The organism is Kribbella sp. NPDC051620, assembly GCF_044453825.1.
In the GTDB taxonomy this organism is placed as follows: Bacteria; Actinomycetota; Actinomycetes; order Propionibacteriales; family Kribbellaceae; genus Kribbella.
The window spans coordinates 81,611-102,070 of record NZ_JBITDB010000009.1; the positions used below are offsets into that span (position 1 = coordinate 81,611).

25 protein-coding genes are annotated in these 20,460 nt (G+C 67.9%); 14 read left to right on the forward strand and 11 right to left on the reverse strand.

Translation table 11 applies throughout. The features are described 5' to 3' along the window. Positions 1-7: 7 nt before the first annotated feature. Positions 8-1,039 (forward strand): LacI family DNA-binding transcriptional regulator, encoded by a 1,032-nt coding sequence (locus tag ACIA12_RS36970; protein WP_396372007.1) that lies wholly within the window; start codon positions 8-10, stop codon positions 1,037-1,039. On the opposite strand, the gene ACIA12_RS36975 is transcribed toward ACIA12_RS36970, so the two are convergent. Further along, positions 1,032-1,523: a winged helix-turn-helix transcriptional regulator gene (locus ACIA12_RS36975; RefSeq protein WP_396372008.1), complete on the reverse strand. Its 492-nt coding sequence runs from the start codon at positions 1,521-1,523 to the stop codon at positions 1,032-1,034. The genes ACIA12_RS36970 and ACIA12_RS36975 overlap by 8 nt on opposite strands. A gap of 56 nt (positions 1,524-1,579) precedes the next feature. On the opposite strand from ACIA12_RS36975, the gene ACIA12_RS36980 reads away from it, so the two are divergent. After that, positions 1,580-2,092 carry a GNAT family N-acetyltransferase gene (locus ACIA12_RS36980; RefSeq protein WP_396372009.1) on the forward strand — a complete coding sequence of 171 codons (513 nt, stop codon included), beginning with the start codon at positions 1,580-1,582 and terminating at the stop codon, positions 2,090-2,092. On the opposite strand, the gene ACIA12_RS36985 is transcribed toward ACIA12_RS36980, so the two are convergent. After that, a complete protein-coding gene (locus ACIA12_RS36985; RefSeq protein WP_396372010.1) occupies positions 2,089-2,853 on the reverse strand; it encodes a DUF427 domain-containing protein in 765 nt (254 codons plus the stop codon). The two genes, ACIA12_RS36980 and ACIA12_RS36985, sit on opposite strands and share 4 nt — an antisense overlap. Positions 2,854-2,887: 34 nt before the next feature. On the opposite strand from ACIA12_RS36985, the gene ACIA12_RS36990 reads away from it, so the two are divergent. Together ACIA12_RS36990 and ACIA12_RS36995 are read left to right on the forward strand one after the other, a co-directional pair. Next, complete coding sequence (locus ACIA12_RS36990) at positions 2,888-3,850, forward strand: ring-cleaving dioxygenase (RefSeq protein WP_396372011.1); 963 nt, start codon at positions 2,888-2,890, stop codon at positions 3,848-3,850. After that, positions 3,843-4,481, forward strand: a complete 639-nt coding sequence (locus ACIA12_RS36995; RefSeq protein WP_396372012.1) for an alpha/beta hydrolase — start codon at positions 3,843-3,845, stop codon at positions 4,479-4,481. The genes ACIA12_RS36990 and ACIA12_RS36995 overlap by 8 nt, the downstream gene beginning before the upstream one ends. Here the strand turns inward: ACIA12_RS36995 and ACIA12_RS37000 are convergent. The 3 genes from ACIA12_RS37000 to ACIA12_RS37010 all read right to left on the reverse strand — a co-directional run bounded on the left by ACIA12_RS37000 (position 4,441) and on the right by ACIA12_RS37010 (position 6,242). Beyond that, positions 4,441-4,563, reverse strand: coding sequence for a ribosomal protein bL36 (locus ACIA12_RS37000; protein ID WP_396372013.1), 123 nt, complete (start codon positions 4,561-4,563; stop codon positions 4,441-4,443). The two genes, ACIA12_RS36995 and ACIA12_RS37000, sit on opposite strands and share 41 nt — an antisense overlap. 59 nt (positions 4,564-4,622) lie before the next feature. Further along, on the reverse strand, positions 4,623-4,973 hold the full coding sequence (locus ACIA12_RS37005) for a UBP-type zinc finger domain-containing protein (RefSeq protein WP_396372014.1): 351 nt from the start codon (positions 4,971-4,973) through the stop codon (positions 4,623-4,625). A 63-nt stretch (positions 4,974-5,036) separates the two neighbouring features. Further along, positions 5,037-6,242, reverse strand: a complete 1,206-nt coding sequence (locus tag ACIA12_RS37010; RefSeq protein ID WP_396372015.1) for an ROK family protein — start codon at positions 6,240-6,242, stop codon at positions 5,037-5,039. 141 nt (positions 6,243-6,383) lie between these two features. Between ACIA12_RS37010 and ACIA12_RS37015 the strand changes: the two genes are divergently transcribed. Then, positions 6,384-6,677: a DUF4287 domain-containing protein gene (locus ACIA12_RS37015; protein ID WP_396372016.1), complete on the forward strand. Its 294-nt coding sequence runs from the start codon at positions 6,384-6,386 to the stop codon at positions 6,675-6,677. Positions 6,678-6,687: 10 nt separating this feature from the next. Here the strand turns inward: ACIA12_RS37015 and ACIA12_RS37020 are convergent, their stop codons facing one another. Continuing rightward, the gene (locus ACIA12_RS37020; protein WP_396372017.1) at positions 6,688-8,319 is read right to left on the reverse strand and encodes an amidohydrolase family protein; all 1,632 of its coding nucleotides are present in this window, start codon (positions 8,317-8,319) and stop codon (positions 6,688-6,690) included. A gap of 81 nt (positions 8,320-8,400) precedes the next feature. Here ACIA12_RS37020 and ACIA12_RS37025 point away from each other — a divergent pair, with 81 nt between their 5' ends. From ACIA12_RS37025 to ACIA12_RS37040, 4 genes are all read left to right on the forward strand, one after another. Then, complete coding sequence (locus ACIA12_RS37025; protein ID WP_396372018.1) at positions 8,401-9,177, forward strand: hypothetical protein; 777 nt, start codon at positions 8,401-8,403, stop codon at positions 9,175-9,177. Between the two features lie 25 nt (positions 9,178-9,202). Next, on the forward strand, positions 9,203-9,508 hold the full coding sequence (locus ACIA12_RS37030) for an NIPSNAP family protein (protein WP_396372019.1): 306 nt from the start codon (positions 9,203-9,205) through the stop codon (positions 9,506-9,508). A gap of 5 nt (positions 9,509-9,513) precedes the next feature. Beyond that, positions 9,514-9,909, forward strand: coding sequence for a hypothetical protein (locus tag ACIA12_RS37035; protein WP_396372020.1), 396 nt, complete (start codon positions 9,514-9,516; stop codon positions 9,907-9,909). 187 nt (positions 9,910-10,096) lie between these two features. Next, positions 10,097-10,852: a TrmH family RNA methyltransferase gene (locus tag ACIA12_RS37040; RefSeq protein ID WP_396372021.1), complete on the forward strand. Its 756-nt coding sequence runs from the start codon at positions 10,097-10,099 to the stop codon at positions 10,850-10,852. Here ACIA12_RS37040 and ACIA12_RS37045 read toward each other — a convergent pair whose 3' ends face one another. After that, positions 10,853-11,698 carry an amino acid-binding protein gene (locus tag ACIA12_RS37045; protein ID WP_396372022.1) on the reverse strand — a complete coding sequence of 282 codons (846 nt, stop codon included), beginning with the start codon at positions 11,696-11,698 and terminating at the stop codon, positions 10,853-10,855. Positions 11,699-12,626: 928 nt separating this feature from the next. Between ACIA12_RS37045 and ACIA12_RS37050 the strand changes: the two genes are divergently transcribed. The 4 genes from ACIA12_RS37050 (at position 12,627) to ACIA12_RS37065 (ending at position 17,107) form a co-directional block, all read left to right on the forward strand. Further along, positions 12,627-14,270 carry a sugar ABC transporter substrate-binding protein gene (locus ACIA12_RS37050; protein ID WP_396372023.1) on the forward strand — a complete coding sequence of 548 codons (1,644 nt, stop codon included), beginning with the start codon at positions 12,627-12,629 and terminating at the stop codon, positions 14,268-14,270. Positions 14,271-14,341: 71 nt separating this feature from the next. Next, complete coding sequence (locus tag ACIA12_RS37055; protein WP_396372024.1) at positions 14,342-15,223, forward strand: ABC transporter permease; 882 nt, start codon at positions 14,342-14,344, stop codon at positions 15,221-15,223. Further along, on the forward strand, positions 15,220-16,098 hold the full coding sequence (locus ACIA12_RS37060; RefSeq protein WP_396372025.1) for a carbohydrate ABC transporter permease: 879 nt from the start codon (positions 15,220-15,222) through the stop codon (positions 16,096-16,098). Before ACIA12_RS37055 ends, ACIA12_RS37060 begins: the two co-directional genes overlap by 4 nt. A 13-nt stretch (positions 16,099-16,111) precedes the next feature. Beyond that, positions 16,112-17,107 carry a LacI family DNA-binding transcriptional regulator gene (locus ACIA12_RS37065; protein ID WP_396372027.1) on the forward strand — a complete coding sequence of 332 codons (996 nt, stop codon included), beginning with the start codon at positions 16,112-16,114 and terminating at the stop codon, positions 17,105-17,107. 161 nt (positions 17,108-17,268) lie between these two features. Here ACIA12_RS37065 and ACIA12_RS37070 read toward each other — a convergent pair whose 3' ends face one another. Beyond that, positions 17,269-17,784: a methylated-DNA--[protein]-cysteine S-methyltransferase gene (locus tag ACIA12_RS37070; RefSeq protein ID WP_396372028.1), complete on the reverse strand. Its 516-nt coding sequence runs from the start codon at positions 17,782-17,784 to the stop codon at positions 17,269-17,271. Continuing rightward, on the reverse strand, positions 17,781-18,176 hold the full coding sequence (locus ACIA12_RS37075; RefSeq protein WP_396372029.1) for a DUF1622 domain-containing protein: 396 nt from the start codon (positions 18,174-18,176) through the stop codon (positions 17,781-17,783). The genes ACIA12_RS37070 and ACIA12_RS37075 overlap by 4 nt, the downstream gene beginning before the upstream one ends. Positions 18,177-18,225: 49 nt before the next feature. Between ACIA12_RS37075 and ACIA12_RS37080 the strand changes: the two genes are divergently transcribed. Beyond that, positions 18,226-18,990: a phosphotransferase gene (locus ACIA12_RS37080; protein ID WP_396372030.1), complete on the forward strand. Its 765-nt coding sequence runs from the start codon at positions 18,226-18,228 to the stop codon at positions 18,988-18,990. Here ACIA12_RS37080 and ACIA12_RS37085 read toward each other — a convergent pair. Together ACIA12_RS37085 and ACIA12_RS37090 are read right to left on the reverse strand one after the other, a co-directional pair. Further along, a complete protein-coding gene (locus ACIA12_RS37085) occupies positions 18,977-19,960 on the reverse strand; it encodes a hypothetical protein (protein WP_396372032.1) in 984 nt (327 codons plus the stop codon). The genes ACIA12_RS37080 and ACIA12_RS37085 overlap by 14 nt on opposite strands. Continuing rightward, positions 19,950-20,438 (reverse strand): SigE family RNA polymerase sigma factor, encoded by a 489-nt coding sequence (locus ACIA12_RS37090; protein ID WP_396372033.1) that lies wholly within the window; start codon positions 20,436-20,438, stop codon positions 19,950-19,952. Before ACIA12_RS37090 ends, ACIA12_RS37085 begins: the two co-directional genes overlap by 11 nt. Positions 20,439-20,460: the final 22 nt, after the last annotated feature.

Here is a 20,460-nt window from a genome sequence, read left to right on the forward strand (position 1 = left end):
GGAGCGCTTGACTGGGCGGGTCACGCTGGCGACCGTTGCCGCCACGGCGGGAGTGTCGGTCGCGACGGTCTCCAAGGTGCTCAACGGACGCAGCGATGTGTCCGAGTCGACGCGTGCCCGGGTGCAGGAGATCCTCCGCGCGCACGAGTACGTCGGGCGCCGGCCGGAGCAGGTCGAGCGGCTCACGGTCGAGTTGTTCTACCAGGGATTCCTCAACAGCTACTCGGTCGAGGTGATCCAGGGGGTGGTCGAGGCGGGGCAGGCGGCCGACGTGGATGTGGTGCTCAGTTCGCGACCGCATCCGACTGCGTCTCGTAGTACCGGCCGGGCGGCTGCCTGGATCCGGGAGTTGACCGCGACCGGGCGCCGGGCGGCGATCGGGATCACCTGCGAGTTGACTGACGCCGATCTGGCGGCGTTGTCGCGGGCTCGGTTGCCGCTGGTGGTGGTCGATCCGATCAGCATCGCGCAGCCGGATGTGACGAGCGTGGGCTCGACGAACTTCGCGGGCGGGATGGCGGCGACCGAGCATCTGTTGTCACTCGGGCATCGGCGGATCGCTTATCTGGGTGGGCCGCCGAGTTCGGGCTGCAACCAGGCGCGGTTGAACGGCTTCCGCGGTGCGATGGAGGCGGCGGGGGTCTCGGTGCCGAGGGAGTATGTGTGGCTTCGCGAGTTTCTCTACGAGGACGGGCTCGCGGGTGGGGCTGATCTGCTCGATCTGCCGGAGCCGCCGACGGCGATCTTCGCGGGCAGTGACGAGACCGCGCTGGGGGTGATGGAGGCGGCGCGGGCGCGTGGGCTTCGGGTTCCTGAGGATCTCAGTGTGATCGGGTTCGATGACACCCAGGTGGCGCGGCTCGCTTCGCCGCAGTTGACGACGGTCCGGCAGCCGCTGCGGGAGATGGGCGCGGTCGCGCTTCGTACTGCCCTGCAATTGGCGGCCGGCGAGAAGGTCGACTCGCATCACGTGGAGTTGGCTACCAGGCTGATCGTGCGCGACTCGACCGCCGAGTTGTCGCGCGTTTCCGTCAGCTGACCTCGCGGGGGGTGGCGCCGGGGCCGGGGCGGAAGGCTACCTCGCGCGGTGTGGGCGTGTGGCCGGCTTCGCAGTGGAGGGTGACTTCTACTCGGCCGCCGCAGCCTCGGTGCTCGGGGAGCAAGGGTGGGCCGCCGTCCAGCGGTAGGTACTGGTCGCCCCACTGGACCAGGGCGACCATGACCGGGTAGAGGTCGAGGCCTGCCTGGGTGAGGCGGTATTCGTAGCGTTCGCGCTGGCCGGGGATCCGGTAGGCCTCGCGGCGGAGCAGGCCGCGGTCGATCAGGGCGGTCAGCCGGTCGGTGAGGACCTGGCGGGGGATGTTCGCGCGGGCGCGGATGTCCTCGAACCGGCGGACCCCGACAAAAACCTCCCGCAGGACGTGGAAGGTCCACTTCTCGCCGAGGATCTCCATCGTCCGGGAGATCGTGCAGTTCTCGGTCGACCAGTGCATGGCCTCCGGTACCGCCGCCTGAGTGCTCATGACTCCCAGGCTACGTCTACTTGACAGACTCAGCCAAGCCGATGGAAGCTGAATCCGTGAATCAGACTCAGGTGGTCGAGGCGGATCAGCTCGTACTCCGGCGAGCCGGCGACGCCGATGTGGAGTCGCTGTCGGGGATGCTCGACGGGATGCCCGATTTCAGCCTGTACATGCGATTCCAGACGGCGATCGGCAAGCCACCGCGACCGGCGCTGGTGCAGCAACTGGTCTGCCCGAACGGCGCCGCCTGGGTCGCCGAGCGCGACCGTGAGGTGGTCGGCCATGCGATGTGGGCGTGGGTCAACGGCGCTGCCGTTCCGACGGCCGAGCTGGCCTTGATCGTCGCGGAACCGGAGCAGCGTCGCGGCCTCGGCGTACGGATGCTGACCGCGGCCGCGCACGACGCCATCGCCTCGGGCGCGGCTCAGTTCGTCGTGATGGTGAGCGCCATGAACGACCGGGTCCTCCGAATGGTCCGCCGCCGCTGGCCCACCGCGACCGCCGAGCGCGAAGGAGCCCTCCTCAACTTCACCATCCCGGCGGCGGACTTCTTCGCAGGCGTCAGCTAGGAGAAGTGCGTGACGACGCGGTCGATCGGGGTACCGTCGATCGCGATGTCGACCTTCTCGTTGTAGAAGGCGATCAGGCCGGCGATGGGTTGCAGGGCGAGGGTGGGGAAGTCGTAGACCCAGGCGAGGTCCTCGTGCAGGGTGGTGCCGGAGCGGACGGACCAGTAGCCGGTCGTTCTGCCTTTGTAGGGGCAGGCGGTTTCGGTGCCGGACGGTTCCAGGTGGGTGAAGTCGACCTCGGTGCGGTTGAAGTAGTACCGGGTCGGGAGGCCGGTCTCGAAGACCATCACGGTCGACGAGGAAGCGGCCAGCACGAGACCGTCCAGCGAGACCTGTATGTGGCGGGTCGAGCGCAGGGAGTCGACCCGGGTGTACGGGTTGCGGGGATGGACGAAGACCTGCTCGTCCTCCTCGAACCACGCGTCCAGGGCCGCCCACTCGAAGCGGACCATGCCGGGCAGCCCGCTGATCGCGTCATCGCCGTAGACACGTGCGGCGGCCGGGCGGTGGATGGCGCCGACTTGGAGGGCGTGGCGTCTCGCAGTACCGCGCTTCAGTTTCTGTGGATGGTCCTCGTCGACGAGGACGCCGGGAGTGACGTCGGCGAGCGGGATGTAGTACTGCGGGTAGTTGGGCCATTCCCAGAGGTAGACCGCCCGAGTGGTGTCCAGCACGACCTGGGAGCCGAGCATTGCCCGGATCCGCCGTGGTACCGGCTCGAGGTGGTCCGTCTGAGCGATCGACGCGGGATAGTCAGGCATATGTTCAAGTTATCCCGGAGAGAGGAATGGGCTGATGTCTGTCGCACTCGCGCCGCACGGTCTGCACCATGTCACGGCCATCGCGGAGGATCCGCAACGCAATGTCGACTTCTACACCTCGGTGCTCGGCCTGCGGCTGGTGAAGCAGACCGTCAACTTCGATGCGCCCGACCGGTACCACCTGTACTACGGGGACGAGTCCGGCAACCCCTCGACGCTGCTCACGTTCTTCGCCTGGCCCGGTGCCGAAGCCGGTCAGCAGGGCACCGGGATGACCACGGCGACGGCGTTCAGCATTCCGCCGGAGGCGCTCGGCTGGTGGCAGAAGCGGCTCAAGGAGCTCGGCGTCGACGCGGATGATCCGGTCGCGCGGTCCGATGAGGAGGTACTCCGGTTCCGCGACCCCGACGGGCTGGTGATCGAGCTGGTCGCGTCGGACGGGGACACGCGGTCGGGGTGGGACGGGGCTGCCGCAGTACCGGCTGACAGTGCTGTTCGGGGGCTGTACTCGGTGACGATGACCGAGGCGGAGCTGGAGCCGACCGAGCAGATGCTGGCCGGGATGCTCGGGATGGAGTACGGGCACAACACGTCGGATCGCACCCGGCTGGTGATGGGTGGCGGCCAGCAGGGGACAGCGGTGGATGTCCTGCCCAGCAAGGAGTCTCGCGGCTTCCAGGCGGCTGGGACCGTGCACCACATCGCGTTCCGGGCACCGGATCAGGAAACCCAGGCGCAGTGGCGGCTGCAGTTGCTGGAGGCCGGGATCCACGTGACGGAGATCCTCGATCGCCAGTACTTCACGTCGATCTACTTCCGCGAGCCGGGTGGGGTGTTGCTGGAGATCGCGACTGATCAGCCAGGGTTCACCGTGGATGAGCCGCTGCTGGAGCTGGGGCAGCATCTCAAGTTGCCGCCGTGGCTCGAGCCGAATCGCGAACAGATCCAGAACTCACTGCCGGCGCTCCGGCTTCCGGCTGCTCCGATCGATGAGTGACCGGCCGCACGTCTGGCTGCCCGGGACCGGTACGCCGCCGTTGCTGCTCCTGCATTCGACCGGAGGCAACGAGGAGCAACTGCTGCCGTTGCGGGATCACCTGTCGCCGTCGTCGCCGGTGTTGTCGCCGCGGGGGACCGTACTGGAGGACGGGATGCCGCGGTTCTTCCGGCGCTTCCAGGAGGGGGTCTTCGATGAGGACGATCTGCGGGCGCGGGCGGATGAGCTGGCTGAGTTTCTGACGGAGGCGGAGCGGAAGTACGGCGTACCGGCCGGCTCCTGGCTCGCCGTCGGCTTCTCCAACGGGGCCAACATGGCCTCCGCGCTGCTGCTGCGCCATCCGGAGTCGCTCGCCGGTGCGGTACTGCTGGGCGCGATGGTGCCCTTCGCGGACGCCGGGCCGTCAGATGACAGTTTGAAAGGCAAGCGGGTGCTGATCGTCAATGGCGACCGGGACCCGATGGCGACTGCCGAGCAGACCCGGACTCTTGCCGCCAACCTGCGCCGGCGTGCCGCCGACGTCGAGCTGCTGGGATTCGAGGGTGGCCACACCATTGATCCCCGGCAGATGCCGGGGATCAAGCGGTGGATCAGCCTTGGCGAGCCTGGAGGCGAGGGGTCTTCCGGTTGAGGACGTAGACCCTCTTACCGCGCTTGACCACCTGGGCGCCGGGTTTTGACTTGAGCGAACGTAGAGACCTGCGGACCTTCATGATGTCCTCCCTGTTGCGGGTTGCAGGAGGCGCAACAGGGATCAGGGGGTGAACATTCCCTACTGGTGGATGTGCTCGACCCAGTCGGCCGGTACTGCGCCCTGCGGGCCGGGGGCCGGCTGGTCGACCGGGTGGTTCGCCGGGGGCGCGAGGTCGGGGCCTTCGACGATCTGCTCGGTGGTGTAGTCCCAGAACCAGTCCTCGCCCGGCTCGAAGGACTGGATGATCGGGTGGCCCGTCTCCGCGGCGTGCGCGCTGGCGTGCTGTGCGGGCGAGCTGTCGCAGCAGCCGATGTGCCCGCACTCGGCGCAGCGGCGCAGGTGGAACCACCAGCCGCCGCCGTCGGTGCACTCGACACAGCCCGGCCCCGAGGGCGCGACCTCGGGCCGGATCCCGGCGTCGTTCGTCATCCTGAACATCCTTCCGTCGGTGACTCGCAGGACCAAGCCTGGCACAACCACCGAAAATCCGGGTCAGCTGCCGGGGACGGTGAGCAGGTCGGCGAAGACCGAGTCGAGCGCCAGCCGGGCCGCGCCGAGGGCGACCGAGTCGGCGCCCATCGTCGAGGTGACCACCTTGAGCGGGACCAGGGTCAGCTTGGCCAGCTCGCGCCGGAACGGCTCGGCGACGATCGCGCCGCCGCGGGACATGCCACCGCCCAGGACGACGACCTCGGGGTCGACGGCCAGCGCCAGGACGGCCGCGCCGCGCGCGAGTACCTCGGCGAACTCGATCAGTACGGTCAGACTCTCGGGATCCTGCAGGGCGGCCGAGGTGATCACGAACTCACCTTCCCGGCCGGGTGGAGCTCCGGCCTCGGCAGCAAGCGCGGCTCCGCGGGCACGCAGTCGATCGACAGCCGCCTCCCAGCCGAGCATCGGCAGAGCTCCGATTTCCCCGGCGGCGCCATGCCGGCCCTGATGGACCTGCCCATCGATCAGTACGCCGGCGCCCGCGCGATGCCCGGCGAACATGTAGACGATGTCCCGGTGCTCCTGTACCGCGCCCTTCCAGTGCTCGGCCAGCGCGGCGAGCTTCACGTCATTGGCCACGGCGACCTGCTTGCCAAGCCCATCGGACAAGGCCTTCGCGACGTCGACCTCGGTGAATCCAGGCAGCGAGTACGGCGTCAGGCCCGAGCCGACCGGGCCGACCCGCACGTCGGACACGCCCTCGGCGGCCCGCAGCGTTCCGGTGATCCCGCAGGCGATACCGGTGATCGTGGTGGGCTCCAGCTCGGCGTCCGCCCAGCAGGCCTTGGTGGTGTCGATCGCTGCCTGGAGTCGCTCGGTCGCGGGCAGGTCGGGATCCAGCTCGAGCCGTCGGGTGGCCAATGTGTTGCCGCGCAGATCGGTGACGACAGCCATCGTCTTGTGGGCCCCGATGTCGATACCGCTGACATAGCCGGACTCTGCCCGGAACCTGAAGTGCCGGGCCGGTCGGCCGGCGCTGCGGCCGGTCGCTGTGCGGGGTGGCGCTGTCTCCTCGACACGGCCCTCGGTCAGCAACTCGGCCAGCAGATCCTCGGCGGTCGGGCGGGAGACGCCGACCACCACGCGGAGCTCGCGCAGCGTCAGGCTGGGCGCGTTCACGAAGGCACTCAGGGCCGCGGAGTGGTTGAGTCTGCGCAGCAAGGACGAGTCGCCCAGCCGTCCGCCCGCCTTGGTGTCCTGACTCATCCGAGATCTCGTCCTTATGCCCACGGCGTCGATTGCTAACTGGCTTGCTTATTGTGCGCGCCGGTGTCGATTTGTGGGGAGGCAGTTCGACGCTGGGGTGTGGCGGGCAACCGGGCCGCCCTGGTGAGAGAGGTGAGTGGGATGTCGTTTCAGGCGTACTTGGACAACATCGAGGAGAAGACCGGGCTGACGCCTCGGGAGTTGGTGGAGCTGGCGCGGGGGCGGGGGTTCGAGGGGCCGTCGACCAAGGCTGGGCCGGTGTGCGACTGGTTGAAGGAGGACTACGGGTTGGGGCGGGGGCATGCGATGGCGCTGGTGTACGTGATCAAGAACGGAGCGACGATCGGCGACAAGCATGTCGGGTCGACCGGGGTGCACCGGGATGAGTCGAACACTTTGTGGCTGGACGGGAAGGCGAGCAAGCCTGCTCGCTGAGGTCTGGCGTTCAGGCGTAGTCGCGGAGGCCGGACAGCAGGCCTCCGTGGAAGGGGTTGGCGTCGACGGCGTCGAACCAGCTGGGTCCGGTGGTCAACGGCTCAGGCGGTGGAACCACCACCGCTTGCGGCGTCTCGGCCGCGGGACCACGCCGCATCCGATCCGCCACATCAAGCTCCGGCGCCGGCATATCAGGCAACAACACAAACGCACCACCAGCACTACCCACACCCGCGAACGCATCGACCCCGAACGCGTCGACACCGCCGGCCTCCGCTCCCGCGGCGCCCGCCGCCAGACCTGCGCCTGGGGTGTACGCGCCTGTTGTGCCGGTGGCGAAGATGCCGGCGGTGGCTAGGGCGTGGAAGGCGTCGGCGGCGCGTTGGGCTGCTAAGGCTGGGTTTTTGCGGACCTTGTCGAGGGCGGCGAGGACTGTCTTCCAGGTGGTGGCGGGGTCGCCGTAGTCAATGGAGCGGGCCAGGCGGCCGACGGTGATGGGGGTTGCGGTTGGAGCGAGGGCTGACATCAGGGGGCGTACGCCGTACCGGGCTCGGCCGCCGATGACGACCAGGCGGATGTCGGACTCGGTGGCGTCGATGAGGTTGCGGTAGACGTCGGTACCGGGGGTGGTGACGATCAGGTCGGCCAGGGCACCTTTTTCGATCCGGCCCAGGGGATGGGGCCAAATGCCGGAGAGAGCCTCGCCGGGGTTGGAGGTCGCCAGGCGGACCAGGTCCTCGTCGGTGAAGACGGGAGTGGGCTGCGACTTGTTCCAGAGGTCGGCGACCTTGAGTTCCCAGAGGATGTTGCGGGTGCCGGACGGTCCCCAGTCCGAGCCCAGGCAGAGCCGGACGCCCTTGGCCTTGGCCGTCTTGACGTCGGCGGTGGCGCCGTACAGCCAGAAGTTGGAGAACGGCGACCAGACCAGGCTCGAGTCCCCCGCCTGCAGCTGCGCGAGATCATCGCCCGTCAGCGCGGCGCCGTGAATCGCGACCAGTTGCCGCTTGACCACGCCGACCTGGTCGAGCAGCTGGAACTCCTTGCGCAGCTTGGGATCCGTCCCCTCGGCGGTATGCGCGATGAAGCCGCGCCCGAGCTTGACCGCCGCCACGTAGGACTCGAGCGCTTCGGGGCTGTCGGCAACGAGTGTGCTGACCCGGATGTAGTCCTCGTGCGTCCCGAGTCGCTCGGAGTCGATGTTGCGGATCAGGTCGTTGTCCGGCGGCACGGCGCCGCGCGGATTGCCCTGGATGGAGGTCGTACCACCGACGATCGCCCGCGTTTCGGCGTACCGGAGAAGCGCCCGGCCGGCCGCCGCACCGAGCAGTCGCGCCGGTTGGCTGATGGTCCCGCTGTACGACGCCGCGCCGCCCCACTGGTTGTGCGAGGTCCACGGGACTTTGCGCTTCGGCTCGGTCCACAGCGGCAGGCTGTTGTACATCAAGTGATTGTGCAAATCGATCAGCCCGGGATAAATCACCCCGCCGGCGGTGATCCGCGGCGCATTCTCGAACCCGGCCGGAATCGCGTCACCCGGCGTCACCGCGGCAATCAACCCGTCGTCGCCGACGTAGACCGCGCCCCGGTTGAACACTGCGCCATCAGCCCGCAACGTCGCGACCCTGCCCTTTAGGACAAACATCAGCTTGACCTCCCCCGGTCGTCACCCTTTCAGGTGCTATTCAGGAGCGTAGGCTATTGAGCGTCCATGGGGGTGGCGATGATGGTCGAATTCGATGGTGGTCCGCCGATGGCGGTGGCCCGGCATTTCGCGCAGTTACCGAGCTACGCGGAGTACCGGCGGTATTTCTGGCACGACTGGGGGCCGGTCTTCTATCGCGGCCGGTTGAATCGGTCCGGGCGGCTGCTCGGTATTGCATCCGATCCCGGGCCGACCGAACGGATCGCGGGCCGGACGCTGGTCGGCGACGCGGGCCAGCGGGTGCAGGGCTTCCTCGGCAAGGTCGGGCTGACGTCGAGCTACACGCTGGTCAACGCGTATGCGTTCGCGCTGCTGCCGTCGCATGCGCAGGACGCGGTCCCGTTGCTGTCCGAGCCCGACCAGTTGCAGTGGCGCAACAAGCTGTTCGAGCTGATCACCGGGCCGAAGCTCGAGGCGATCGTGGCGTTCGGAGTACAGGCGAAGACGGCGGTGCGGCTGTGGGAGAACAAGCCCGACGTACCGGTCTTCGAGCTGCCGCATCCGTCCAGCCGCAGCCCGAAGGTGCTGCTGGACAGTTGGCGGGCGGCCGTCACCGAGTTGCGCGGGATCGTCACGCCTGACCCGGACGGCGATCCCGGGGTACCGAACTACGGGCCGAAGTTCCTGGAGGCTGACTACGCGAGCATCCCGGCGCGCGACCTGCCGTTCGGCGTACCGCCGTGGCTGGGCGACGACGCGTGGGGCCGGGCCGACCGGCCGAAGCACAACAACAGCGTCGAGCGCCCGTCCACCGACCTGCGCAACACGCTGATCTGGCGCGCGCCCAAACACGCCTGACCCCAGCCATGGCAGGCTGCTCATCATGATCACGTGTGTCGTGGAGTACGTCGTCGACCCGGCCAAGCTCGACGCGTTCGAGGAGTTCGGCCGGCGCTGGATCGCGCTGGTGAACGAGCACGGCGGCACACATCACGGGTATTTCCTGCCCTCGGAGGGGGCGAGTGACAAGGCGCTGGCGCTGTTCAGCTTTCCGAGTCTGGCCGACTACGAGCAGTACCGGACGCTGTTCGGTGTCCATCCGGACTTCATCGCGGCCGACAAGTTCCGCGACGAGACGGGGTGCGTGATCCGGTACGACCGCAGCTTCATGCGTCCGGTCCTCGGCTGACGGCCATGCGGACCTTCGTCTGGCGGTTGAGCTGGATCAGTTCGGTGGTGGTCGCTGTGTTTTCGGTGCTGATGCCGATCGTCGCCGACCGTTCGGGTGCGGCGTACTGCGGCGCCGGGGTCTGCGACCCGAACGGGTACGCGACGATCTTCTACATCGGGGTCGGCGTCGTACTGACCGGGCTGAGCCTGGCGGCGTACGGGTTCAGCCGGGCCCGGCGGGATGCGGGGCCGGCGCTGGGACTGCTGACCTCGATCGTGCTGCTCGGGTTCATCGCCGGGGGTGGCGACGACATCCCGGGGTGGCTGACCGGGCTGACCTGGGTGGTCGGCGGCTGGTTCCTGATCGTCAGCGTGACCGGGCTGGCGCTGCTCCGTGGTGACCGGCCGCCGCACGCCTAGGGGTCCGTAAGCGAGGTAGCTTGACGCTATCGGCGCCCAGGCACGCACCTCGCGGCACTTGCCCAGCGCCCACGATGCTCCGCATCGAGGCCACTGCTCAAGCACCACGATGCACGCACCTGGACACCGCTATCGTTCAAGCTACCTCGCTTACGGACCCCTACTGACGCGGCGGTACGGTACGACGGTGGATCAGGAGGCGCGGGAGAAGCTCTCTCCCCGGGACAAGTGGATCACCATCTTCGGGCGTAAGCCGGTGCTCGAGGCGCTGAACGATCCCGCGTTGTCGGTGGCGAAGGTGGTGGTCGCGGACAACGCCGGCGGCGGATCGCTGGACGAGATCCTGCGCGCCGCGTCCCGAACCGGTACGCCGGTGGAGCGGGCGACTGCTTCCCGGGTGAAGTGGCTGGCGGGGAACGGCAAGCACGATCAGGGCGTGGTGGCCGATGTCGACGCGCCTCGGATGACGCCGCTGGCCGACTTCGTCCGGGCCCGGGGCAAGCGGCCGACGAAGGTGTTCCTGCTGGACGGCGTCACGAACCCGGGCAACGTGGGGATGATCCTGCGGACCGCGACCGGCGCGGGTTTTGACGGGGTGATCCTGCCTCGGGCTGGTACGCCGCATGTCGGGCCGCTCGTCATCAAAGCCTCGGCCGGCATCGCCTTCCAGGCGCCGATCGTCAATGTGGCGACGGCCAAGGCCGCGGTCAATCTGCTGACCGAGGCCGGGTACCGCGTCTACGGGCTCTCGGCCCGCTCGAAGCAGTCCCTCTTCAAGGCGGAGCTGGCCGACCGAGCCGTCTTCGTCCTGGGCGGCGAAACCAACGGCATCACGGTCACCACCGACGAGGACCTGCAGATCCCGCTGCACGCCGGGGTCGAGTCCCTGAACGTCGCGGTCGCCGCAGCAGTAGTCGCCTTCGAGGTCACCAACCGCGACTGATCATCGGTCCGCGCTGAGGGCGCGCGCGGTTTCGGCGACCTCGGCGAGGCGGTGCGCTCTTGCCGACTCGGCTGGGGTGAACGGTTCGCCCGGGCGGGTGAACACATAGAGCCCGCTCCAGGGCGACGGAACCTTCAGGATCGTCCCGTCGGTCGGCAGGGCTTTGCCTTGGAACGATTCCGGGTCGGTGATCAGCTGGGCGCCGAGCAGCTCGGCCACCGCATGCGGCAACTCGGCCGGATCCGCCACCACCTGCGCGGACAGACTCAACGCCGTCGTCTGCCCATCAACCAACGCGAGCGTCGTAGTCGGCCAGACATGCACCTCACGCCCACCCGCCGTGGTGACGACCTGCAGGAGATCGTCCGGCCCGATTCCATCAGGCGTGGAAACGACCAGCTCGTCCCGTACGCCGTCCAGCACCGGATGAACGTGCAGCCCAAGAATGTTGGCCTCCAACTCAGCCAGCCCAAAGGTCAGCTGCTCCAGCGCCCCAGCCCGATCCTCGAGCGTCACCCTGATCCGCCACAGCGAACCCGCCTGCGCCAACCCAGCCTCCGCCCGCCGCCGAACCCGATGCCCAGGCGCATGCAACCACGTCCGCAACAGCCGCATCGTCGACGGCTCGATCACCCAGATAGCCAGCGCCGTCGTCGTGACCGCCAACAGACTGACCGCGACCAGATACGGCGGATGAATCGCCACAATCCCCGCATGCAACGCAAGCTCCACCGGAAAGATCGCCGCCAACTTGGCCACCGTCAACCGCACCCGAGCCGGATGAGGCATCCGCCCACAAACCTCACAAGCAGTACCAGCACTAACAGTCACCCGAAGCTGCTCCATCCCCCAACTCTCCCGCCCACACCCACACCCCCCATTGCCATCCCATTGCCACCTCGTAAAACCCCACCTCCCTGCACCCAATCCCCACTCCAGGCACCCACCGCGCTGCACCCAACCCCCCACTCGAAGCGCCCACTGCGCTGCACCCCGACGCCCGACTTTGAGCACCCACCAGCCACGTTCTCGCCATCCAGGCGACCGCCCCATGCCCAAAGTCGCGCCCACCACCTCGCTCGCCCCGGGCCGCCACCTCGCTCACCCGGGCCCGCCACCTCGCTCACCCGGGCCCGCCACCTCGCTCACCCGGGCCCGCCACCTCGCTCGCTCGGCGCCCGCCGCCTCGCCGGCTTCGGCTCGTCGGTTGGTCAGCTGGTCGACTTTGAGCACCCACCAGCCACGTTCTCGCCACCCAGGCGGCCGCCCCATGCCCAAAGTTGCGCTCACCACCTCGCTCGCCCCGGGCCGCCACCTCGCTCACCCGGGCCCGCCACCTCGCTCGCCCCGGGCCCGCCACCTCGCTCGCTCGGCGCCCGCCGCCTCGCCGGCTTCGGCGCGTCGGTTGGTCAGCTGGTCGACTTTGGGCACCGGCCAGCCACGTTTTCGCTGTCTATGTGACTGCGGCGTGCTCAAGGTCGTGCGTGTGGGGCCGGCTGTGGTCACTTTGGGCACCGGGTAGCGACGTTTTGGCCATTCATGTGGCTGCGGCGTGCTCAAGGTCGCGTATGGCCGGTGGGGTGGGGGTGTGGGCGGTCGACGATGGGGAGGGGGGCATTGCGCCACGGAGGTCGGGCGGTTGGGGATCTTTCTCGCGGGTTGGGGTTGCGGCGGAGTGCGGGTCGGGTTTACGGTCCCGGTTAACGTTTAAGTGAGCGTTAGTGAGTGGTTTGTGCAGAGACAGATCATAAACGGGCAAAGGTGAGGCGGCGACATGGAGAGCAACTTCGGGCGGCGGCGGTTTCTTGGGCTGGGTAGTGCGGCGGTCGGTGTCGTGGTGCTCGGGCCGACGCTTGCCGGGTGTGGTGATGGTGGGTCGACGGGTGGCGGGGCGAAGGCGTCCGGGGACGTGAAGCTGCCGACGTACAAGGCGTTCGACGGGCTCACGCCGGAGCTGCCGGGGGCGGAGTCGGGGCTCGAGCCGGGGTTCCTGCGGTTCCCCGAGAACGCGATCGCCAGCGTCCAGAGCCCGCCGCTCAAGTCGGCGGTGACCGCGCTGACCGAGACGTTCGCGACGCCTCCGCCTCCGATGGGCAGCAACCCCATGTGGCAGGCCCTCAACCAGGCGCTCGGCGGCGAGCTCAAGCTGACGATCGGTACCGACCCCGGCTACCCGGAGAAGTTCGCCACCCTGCTCGCAGGCGACGACCTGCCCGACCTCATGTGGCTGCCGCCCAACCAGGGCATCCCCAACGTCGGCCCGATGCTCGAGGCGAAGTTCCAGGACCTCACGAAGTACCTCGCCGGAGACGCCGTACTCGAGTATCCGAACCTCGCCGCGCTCAAGCCGGCCTCCTGGCGGACCGCCGTCGTGAACGGCAAGATCTGGGGCGCGCCGATCCCGTCCACCCCGTTCGGCCAGGTGATGATGGGCAACCCGAAGACCTGGGCGAAGGTCGGCGGCCTGCAGTGCAAGACGGCGGACGAGTTCTTCGCCAAGTGCAAGGAGCTCACCAAGGGTACGAACTACGCGCTCGAGCCGGCGATCATCAACATGCTGCACATGTTCGGCGAGTGGTTCGGCGCCCCGAACAGCTGGCGGGTCAACAGCGACCGTTCGCTGACCCACCTCTACGAGACCGACAACTACAAGGCCGCCGTCGAGTACGCCGCGAAGCTGTGGGCAGCCAAGGTCTTCTACCCCGACCTCAACCTCGCCGACGCGACGCCGAAGACCGTCAACGGCCAGATCGCCGCCCAGGTCGTCGTCGGACCGCGCGCGACCGCCGACTTCCGCGCCGCCGACCCCACGCTGTTCGTCGACACGATGATCCCGTTCGGCCATGACGGCAAGGCCAAGCCGGTCTACGACATGGGCTACGGAACCGTCGGCTTCACCCCGTTCAAGAAGACCGACGAGGGCCGCATCCGCGAACTCCTTGCCTTGGTCAACTACCTCTCGGCGCCGTTCGGTACCAAGGAATACCTGCAGAAGAACTTCGGTACCGCCGGCCAGCAGTACACCCTCGACGCCAGCAAGAACCCGGTACTCAACGCCGCAGGCAACCAGCAGGCGCCCGGTCTGGTCAGCGCGCTGCAGATCATGACCGCGCCGGAGTCGGTCATCTTCAACCCCGCGTTCCCCGAGGACACCAAGAAGATCCACGCCACCGAGCAGGAGCTGCTCAAGTACGCGATGCGCAACCCGACGGCCGGCACCTACTCCGACACCAGCAGCAAGGTCGGTACCAAGCTGACCGCGGCGTTCCGCGACACCATCGTCGACATCGTCACCGGCCGGCAGAAGATGGATGCGTACGACGCGGCGCTGAAGCGCTGGAAGAGCGGCGGCGGCGACAAGATGCGTGGTGAGTTCGAAGCCGTGCTGCCCGCCGGCGTACCGGTGACAGAGTCTTGAGCCGGCCCAAACAGCATCGGCGCAAACAGCCGGAACTACCGTTCGGGGTCCGGCTCAGGCGGGACTGGCAGATGCTGGTGCTGATGGTGCCGGGCGTGCTGTTCCTGCTGGTGTTCTTCTACCTGCCGGTGCTCGGCAACGTGGTCGCGTTCCAGGACTTCCAGCCCTACCTCGGCATCATGCACAGCGAGTGGAACGGCATCCAGAACTTCATCAACCTGTACGACAACCCCGACTTCTGGGATGCGCTGCGCAACACGCTCATCCTGGCGGCGGTACAGCTGGTGCTGTTCTTCCCGGTGCCGCTGGCGATGGCCTTGATCGTGGATTCCCTGGTCAGCAACAGGATCCGGCGCGCGTTCCAGACGATCGCGTACCTGCCACACTTCCTGTCCTGGGTCCTCGTCATCACGCTGTTCCAGCAATCGCTCGGCGGTGCCGGGTTCGTCAACAACCTGCTGAGGCAGGCCGGGTTCGACCCGATCCCGTTCATGACGAATCCGGACACCTTCCCCCTACTCGTCGTCGGGCAGCTGATCTGGAAGGACGCCGGCTGGGCGATGATCATCTTCCTGGCGGCACTCTCCGCGGTGGATGTTTCCCTGTACGAGGCTGCTGCGGCGGATGGAGCGGGTCGCTGGCGGCGGCTCTGGCACATCACCCTGCCGTCGATGCGTACCGTCATCGTCTTGCTGCTGATCCTGCGCATCGGCGACATCCTCAGCGTCGGGTTCGAGCAGTTCATCCTGCAACGCGACTCGGTCGGGCCGGGCGCTGCCGAAGTACTGGACACCTTCACGTACTACGCCGGCGTGGTCGGCGGTGACTGGAGCAGCGGGGCCGCGGCCGGGCTGGCCAAGGGAGTGATCGGCGCGCTGCTGCTGTGGGGCGCGAACACGATCGCGCACCGGCTCGGCGAACCGGGCATCTTCCAGAAGCGGGGCGAATCATGAGACGGCCGATCTGGAAGGAGCGCCCGAGTCCGGCGTACCAGACCATCAAGGCGGTCGTGCTCGGTGGATTCGCGCTGGCGATCATCGTTCCGATCATGGTGGTGATCTCGACCTCGCTGGCCAGCGACCAGGACATCATCGAGGCGGGCGGCTACGTGTTGTGGCCGTCGCATCCGACCTTCAAGGCGTACGACACGTTGTTCAGCGGTGGGCTGATGGCGCGGGCGATCGGGGTCAGCGTGTTCGTCACGGTGATCGGTACGGCGATCGCGCTGTTGACCACGATCGCGCTCGCCTACGCGACCTCACGGCCGGTACTGTTCGGCCGCCCGGTCTTGCTGCTGGTGCTGTTCACGCTGCTGTTCGCGCCGGGCATCATCCCGATGTTCCTGATCGTCAAGCAGCTCGGGCTGATCGACAGCCTCTGGTCGCTGATCCTGCCGGGCGCGCTCGGGGCGTTCAACTTCGTCGTGATGCGGACGTTCTTCATGAACGTGCCGGCCGAGATCCTGGAGAGCGCCCGGATCGACGGCGCGAGCGACTTCACCATCCTGCGCCGGATCGTGATGCCGCTGTCGAAGGCGGTGATCGCCGTGGTCGGGCTGTTCTACGCGGTCGGTTTCTGGAACGCCTTCTTCAACGCGCTGCTCTACATCAACGACACCTCCAAGTGGCCGGTCCAGGTGATCCTGCGGACGTACGTGCTGCAGGGCAAGTCGCTGTCGGCCGACCAGCTCGGGGTGACGCCGTTGCCGCAGCCGCAGTCCTTGCAGATGGCGGTCGTCGTGGTCGCGCTGGTGCCGATCGCGATGGTCTACCCGTTCCTGCAGCGGCACTTCAACAAGGGCGTCATCACCGGAGCGGTCAAAGGCTGAGAGAATCGCTCTCATGGCCACGGGGATGACCGACAAACCGACGCTGCGCACCGTCGCCGCCGCGGCGGGAGTCTCGATCGCCACGGTGTCCTACGTGCTGTCCGGACACCCGCGCAGTCAGACGATCTCGGAGAACACCGCGGACCGGGTACGGGAGGCCGCGGCGCGTCTGGGCTATCGCCGCAACGACGCGGCCCGGGCGATCCGGACGGGGAAGTCGGATCTCGTGCTGCTCTCGTTGAGCGTGCTCGCCGATCCGTGGGCCCAGGCGGTCGCGGCCGATGTCAGCGCCGCCGTGCAGCCGTTGGGCAAGACCGCGCTGATCGTGGCCGACGGCGACTGGAGGACGGTACTCGCGAATCGGACGCCGGATGTCATCTTCATCGATCATGTCCGTGACGATCCGTCGCTGGTCGAGGATCTGGAAGCGTTCGCGGCGCAGGGCGTGCAGATGGTCGTCTTCAGCGAGGTGCTCGAGCCGAAGGGCTTCGACGTCATCCGGTCGGGTGCCGAGCCGCGTTGTCATCTGGCCGTCGAGCATCTGCTGGAGCGGCATACGCGGATCGGTGCGCTGACGTCGAAGTTGGCCGGCTGGCCGCGGTACGACGCCTATCTGCGGACGATGGCGGCGGCCGGAGTGCCGGTGCTGGACGAGTTGGTGGCGACGTACGAGCCGCATCCGGAGGGGGCTTACCGGGCGGCGATGTCGGTGCTGAACCGGCCCGACCGGCCGACGGCGCTTTACTGTACGACGGACTTCGCCGCGATCGCCGCGATCCGGGCGGCGCATCGGTTGCGTATCGACGTACCGGGGGATCTGGCCGTGATCGGGGTCGGGAACACGCCTGAGGGCGAGCATCTCGATCCCTCGCTGTCGACGGTCGGGCCGGTCGGGTTCAACGCCGCGCTGTGCCGGATCATGGTCGCCCGCCTCACCGACCGCGAGGGCGCGGACGGCAAGGTGTACGACTTCCCGTGGCAGTTGATCCCCCGGGAATCGACTGCCTAGTGCGCCGTGTCGGAAGTTCCGTTGCGCTACCGGCGCCCAGGCACGCACCTCGCGGCAGCGGAGGAAAGGCCACGATGGAAAAGCATCGAGGCCTTCCCTCCGCCACCGCGAGGCACGCACCTGACCACCGCTATCGCTAACGGAACTTCCGACACGGCGCACTAGAACAGCCGGGTCTCCTTGACGAGGGCCGGTTCCTCGAGGTCGAGCAGGAACTGCTTGCGCTTGAGACCGCCGGCGTACCCGGTCAGCTTGCCGTCCTTTCCGACGACGCGGTGGCACGGGACGACGATCGAGAGCGGGTTGCTGCCGACGGCCTTGCCGACGAGTTGGGCGAGTTGTTTGTCGCCGAGCTGCTCGGCTAGTTCGCCGTACGTCGTGGTCTTGCCGCGTGGGATGTCGTCGAGCAGGGCCCAGACCTTCTGCTGGAACGCGTCGCCGCCTCGGAGCTCGGTCTTGAGGTCGAAGTCGTCGCGGTCGCCGGCCAGGTATTGGGTCAATTGGTTTGTGGCTTCATTGAGCACGGGATCTGTCGCAGCATCGACCTGGTCGCCGAGCGTGGCGTGCTCGGGCTTCACCCAGTGGTGCGGGAAGTAGATGCCGATCAGGGCGTCGTCCGAGGCTACGAGGGTCAGGTCGCCGAGCTGGGTGCTGACGATGGCGTGCCGGTTGTTCATTTCTCCTCCAAGGTCTCCGCTGATTGAACGGCCGGCGGAGGACTTGTGTGAGGAGCCTGCTGCCACGGCCAGCGGCCGCTGATCTCGACCTCGAGGGCGAAGCTCAGCACGGTCCGGATCACCACGATCAGGCCGAGCACGAGCACGCTCTGCACCGAGGCCTCGACGATGATCGTCCGGACGATGTCGCCGACGATCAGGATCTCCAGACCGAGCAGGATCACCCGGCCCATGCTGACCCGGAGACGTTCGTAGCTGCCGGTGCGGGTTGGGGCGGACACGACGGAGTAGGCGAAGCGGAGCAGGACGATGGCCAGGCCGGCGGTCATGATCACGACCCCGGTGCCCTCGATCACCCGGGCGACGTCGGCGAACAGCTCCTCGAAGCTCATGGGTTCAGGAGTACCAGAAACCACTTGCGGAGCCTGTGAGGATGGCTGAATGAGTTTTGCGGCCTGGTTGCCCGGCGACGGGTGGGAGCCGGTCACCGGTGGGGAATCGGCGACCGAGGTGTTCCGGCGGGGTGACGTCTTCGCCAAGTGCAGCGGCGTTTCCGGAGTGGGCGAGTTGGCCGCCGAGCGGGACCGGGCGGAATGGCTCGCCGGTACTTCGGTGCCGGCGGCGCGGGTGCTCGATTGGATCGAGCGCGCTGAGGGTGGTGCCTTGCTGACCTCGGCCGTGTCTGGGGTTGCGGCCGTCGAGCTGCCGTGGTCGGAGAAGTTGGTGGCGAGCTTCGCGGGTGCGCTGCGGGCCGTGCACTCGCTGGCGGTGGAGGACTGTCCTTTCCGGCGGCCGCTTCATGACGTGATTGCGCAGGCGGAGGACGTCGTACGCCGCGGCGCGGTAAACCCGGACTTCTTGCGCGAAGACGTCCAAGCGGTCCCGCCCGCTGAGTTGCTCGCGCGCATCCAGGCCGAAGCTCCTGAAGTTGCCGCAAAGGCAGCCGGCGACCTGGTCGTCTGCCACGGCGACGGCTGCCTCCCGAACTTCCTCTTCGACCCGGAGACCTTGGAGCTGACCGGGGTGATCGACGTCGGCCGCCTCGGAGTCGCCGACCGCTACACCGACCTGGCGCTGGTCCCCGCACAGCTCAACGACGTCTGGTCGGTGGACGCGGCCGGCTTCTTCGCGCAGTACGGGCTGCCTGAGCCTGATCGCGCGCGGCTGGACTTCTACCTCCTGCTCGATCCGCTCACCTGGGGCTGAGCCCGATCTCGGCCGGGAACCAGTGCGACCGATCCAAGGGATCGGCGACCCGGATTCCCTTGGCGACCGCCAGTACCAGGGCGGATCGGTCGGCGCCCGTCGAGTTCGACGCGTTCACCACGAGATCGAAGGTCTCGTACGGGATCCGCAGCTCGCCGTCGACGCGCACCCGGCCGGCGCGTCCGTTGACCTGGACCGGCCGCTCGCCGGTGAAGACGTGTGTCCGCGGCGGCCAGCTGAGTGAGACCAGGATCGACGCGGTGTGGCCCATCGTGATCCCGAAGGAGACGGACTCGGTCGTGGCGTCGATCGACTGGACCCGGGCGCCGGGCGGCAGATACCCGAACTCGATCGGCGCCCGGAGCTGTTGCGGCCCGAAATCGACGCTGTCGGCGAAGCTCTGGACCCGTCGTTCGGCCGTACCTAGATCAACGAGATCCGGCGAACAGCTGGCCAGCGCCCAACGGCCGGCCTGGTAGCTCCACGCGATCCTGAGGTGCGTCTTCGGGGCGGGGGTGGGCGTGGGCTTGGGAGTGGTCCCGGGCACGATCATGATCGGCATCCGGGGTTGTGTCTCGGGGACCTGGATCAGGTCGGCCGGGTGACCGTTGACCGTCGTCTTCTTCCGGAGTTTGCCGAGCTTGGCCAGGTCGTAACGGCCGGTCTGCTCGACCACCGAACAGGTCGACTGGTCCGACCCGGAGAACGTGCGGATGGTCTCGTGCGGGTACACGATCAGCTGCTGATGGGTCCACTTGAGCGGCGGGGCCGTCTTCGTCACCGGCGGCGGCGCGGCGTTGCGATGGAGCGCGACCGGTACGACGACCGCTGCGGCGACAGTTGCCGCCACGGCGGCGAGGACGACGATGCGGCGGGTCCGGCGTACCGGCGTACGGGGGGTTTCCGGCTGGAGCCGGGCGGCTTGTTCGGCGAATTCGAGGGCTTCGCGAAGGGATTCCTCAGTGCGCATGGTCGGCCACCTCCGCGGTGAGCTGGATCTTGAGGGTCGCCAGCGCGCGGGACGAGTAGCCGCGCACGGTGCCTTCGGTACAGCCGAGGATTTCGGCGATCTGGGCGTCGCTCTGGCCGACCAGATAACGCAGTACGACGACCGCGCGCTGGCGCTTGGGCAGGGCACAGAGCTCGGTCAGCAGCTCCATCCGCTCGGCGATCAGGCCGGCCGGATCAGGGACCGAACCAACCACGTCGAGTAGTCCGCTCGGCTCGATCCGAGCCCATTTGCGGCGCCAGGACAGGAACTCGTTGACGACCATCTTGCGGACGTAGCTGTCCGGGTGGTCCAGGGCGCTGATCGAGTCCCACTTGCGGTGAACCCGGACCAGCACCTCCTGGACGACGTCCTCGGCCAGGTGCCGCCCGCCGCAGAGCACGGTCGCGAAGGCGAGCAGCCGCCCGCGCCCGTCCCGCACCCATTGATCGAAGGTCATACCTGTTAAACGCCTCCGGAGC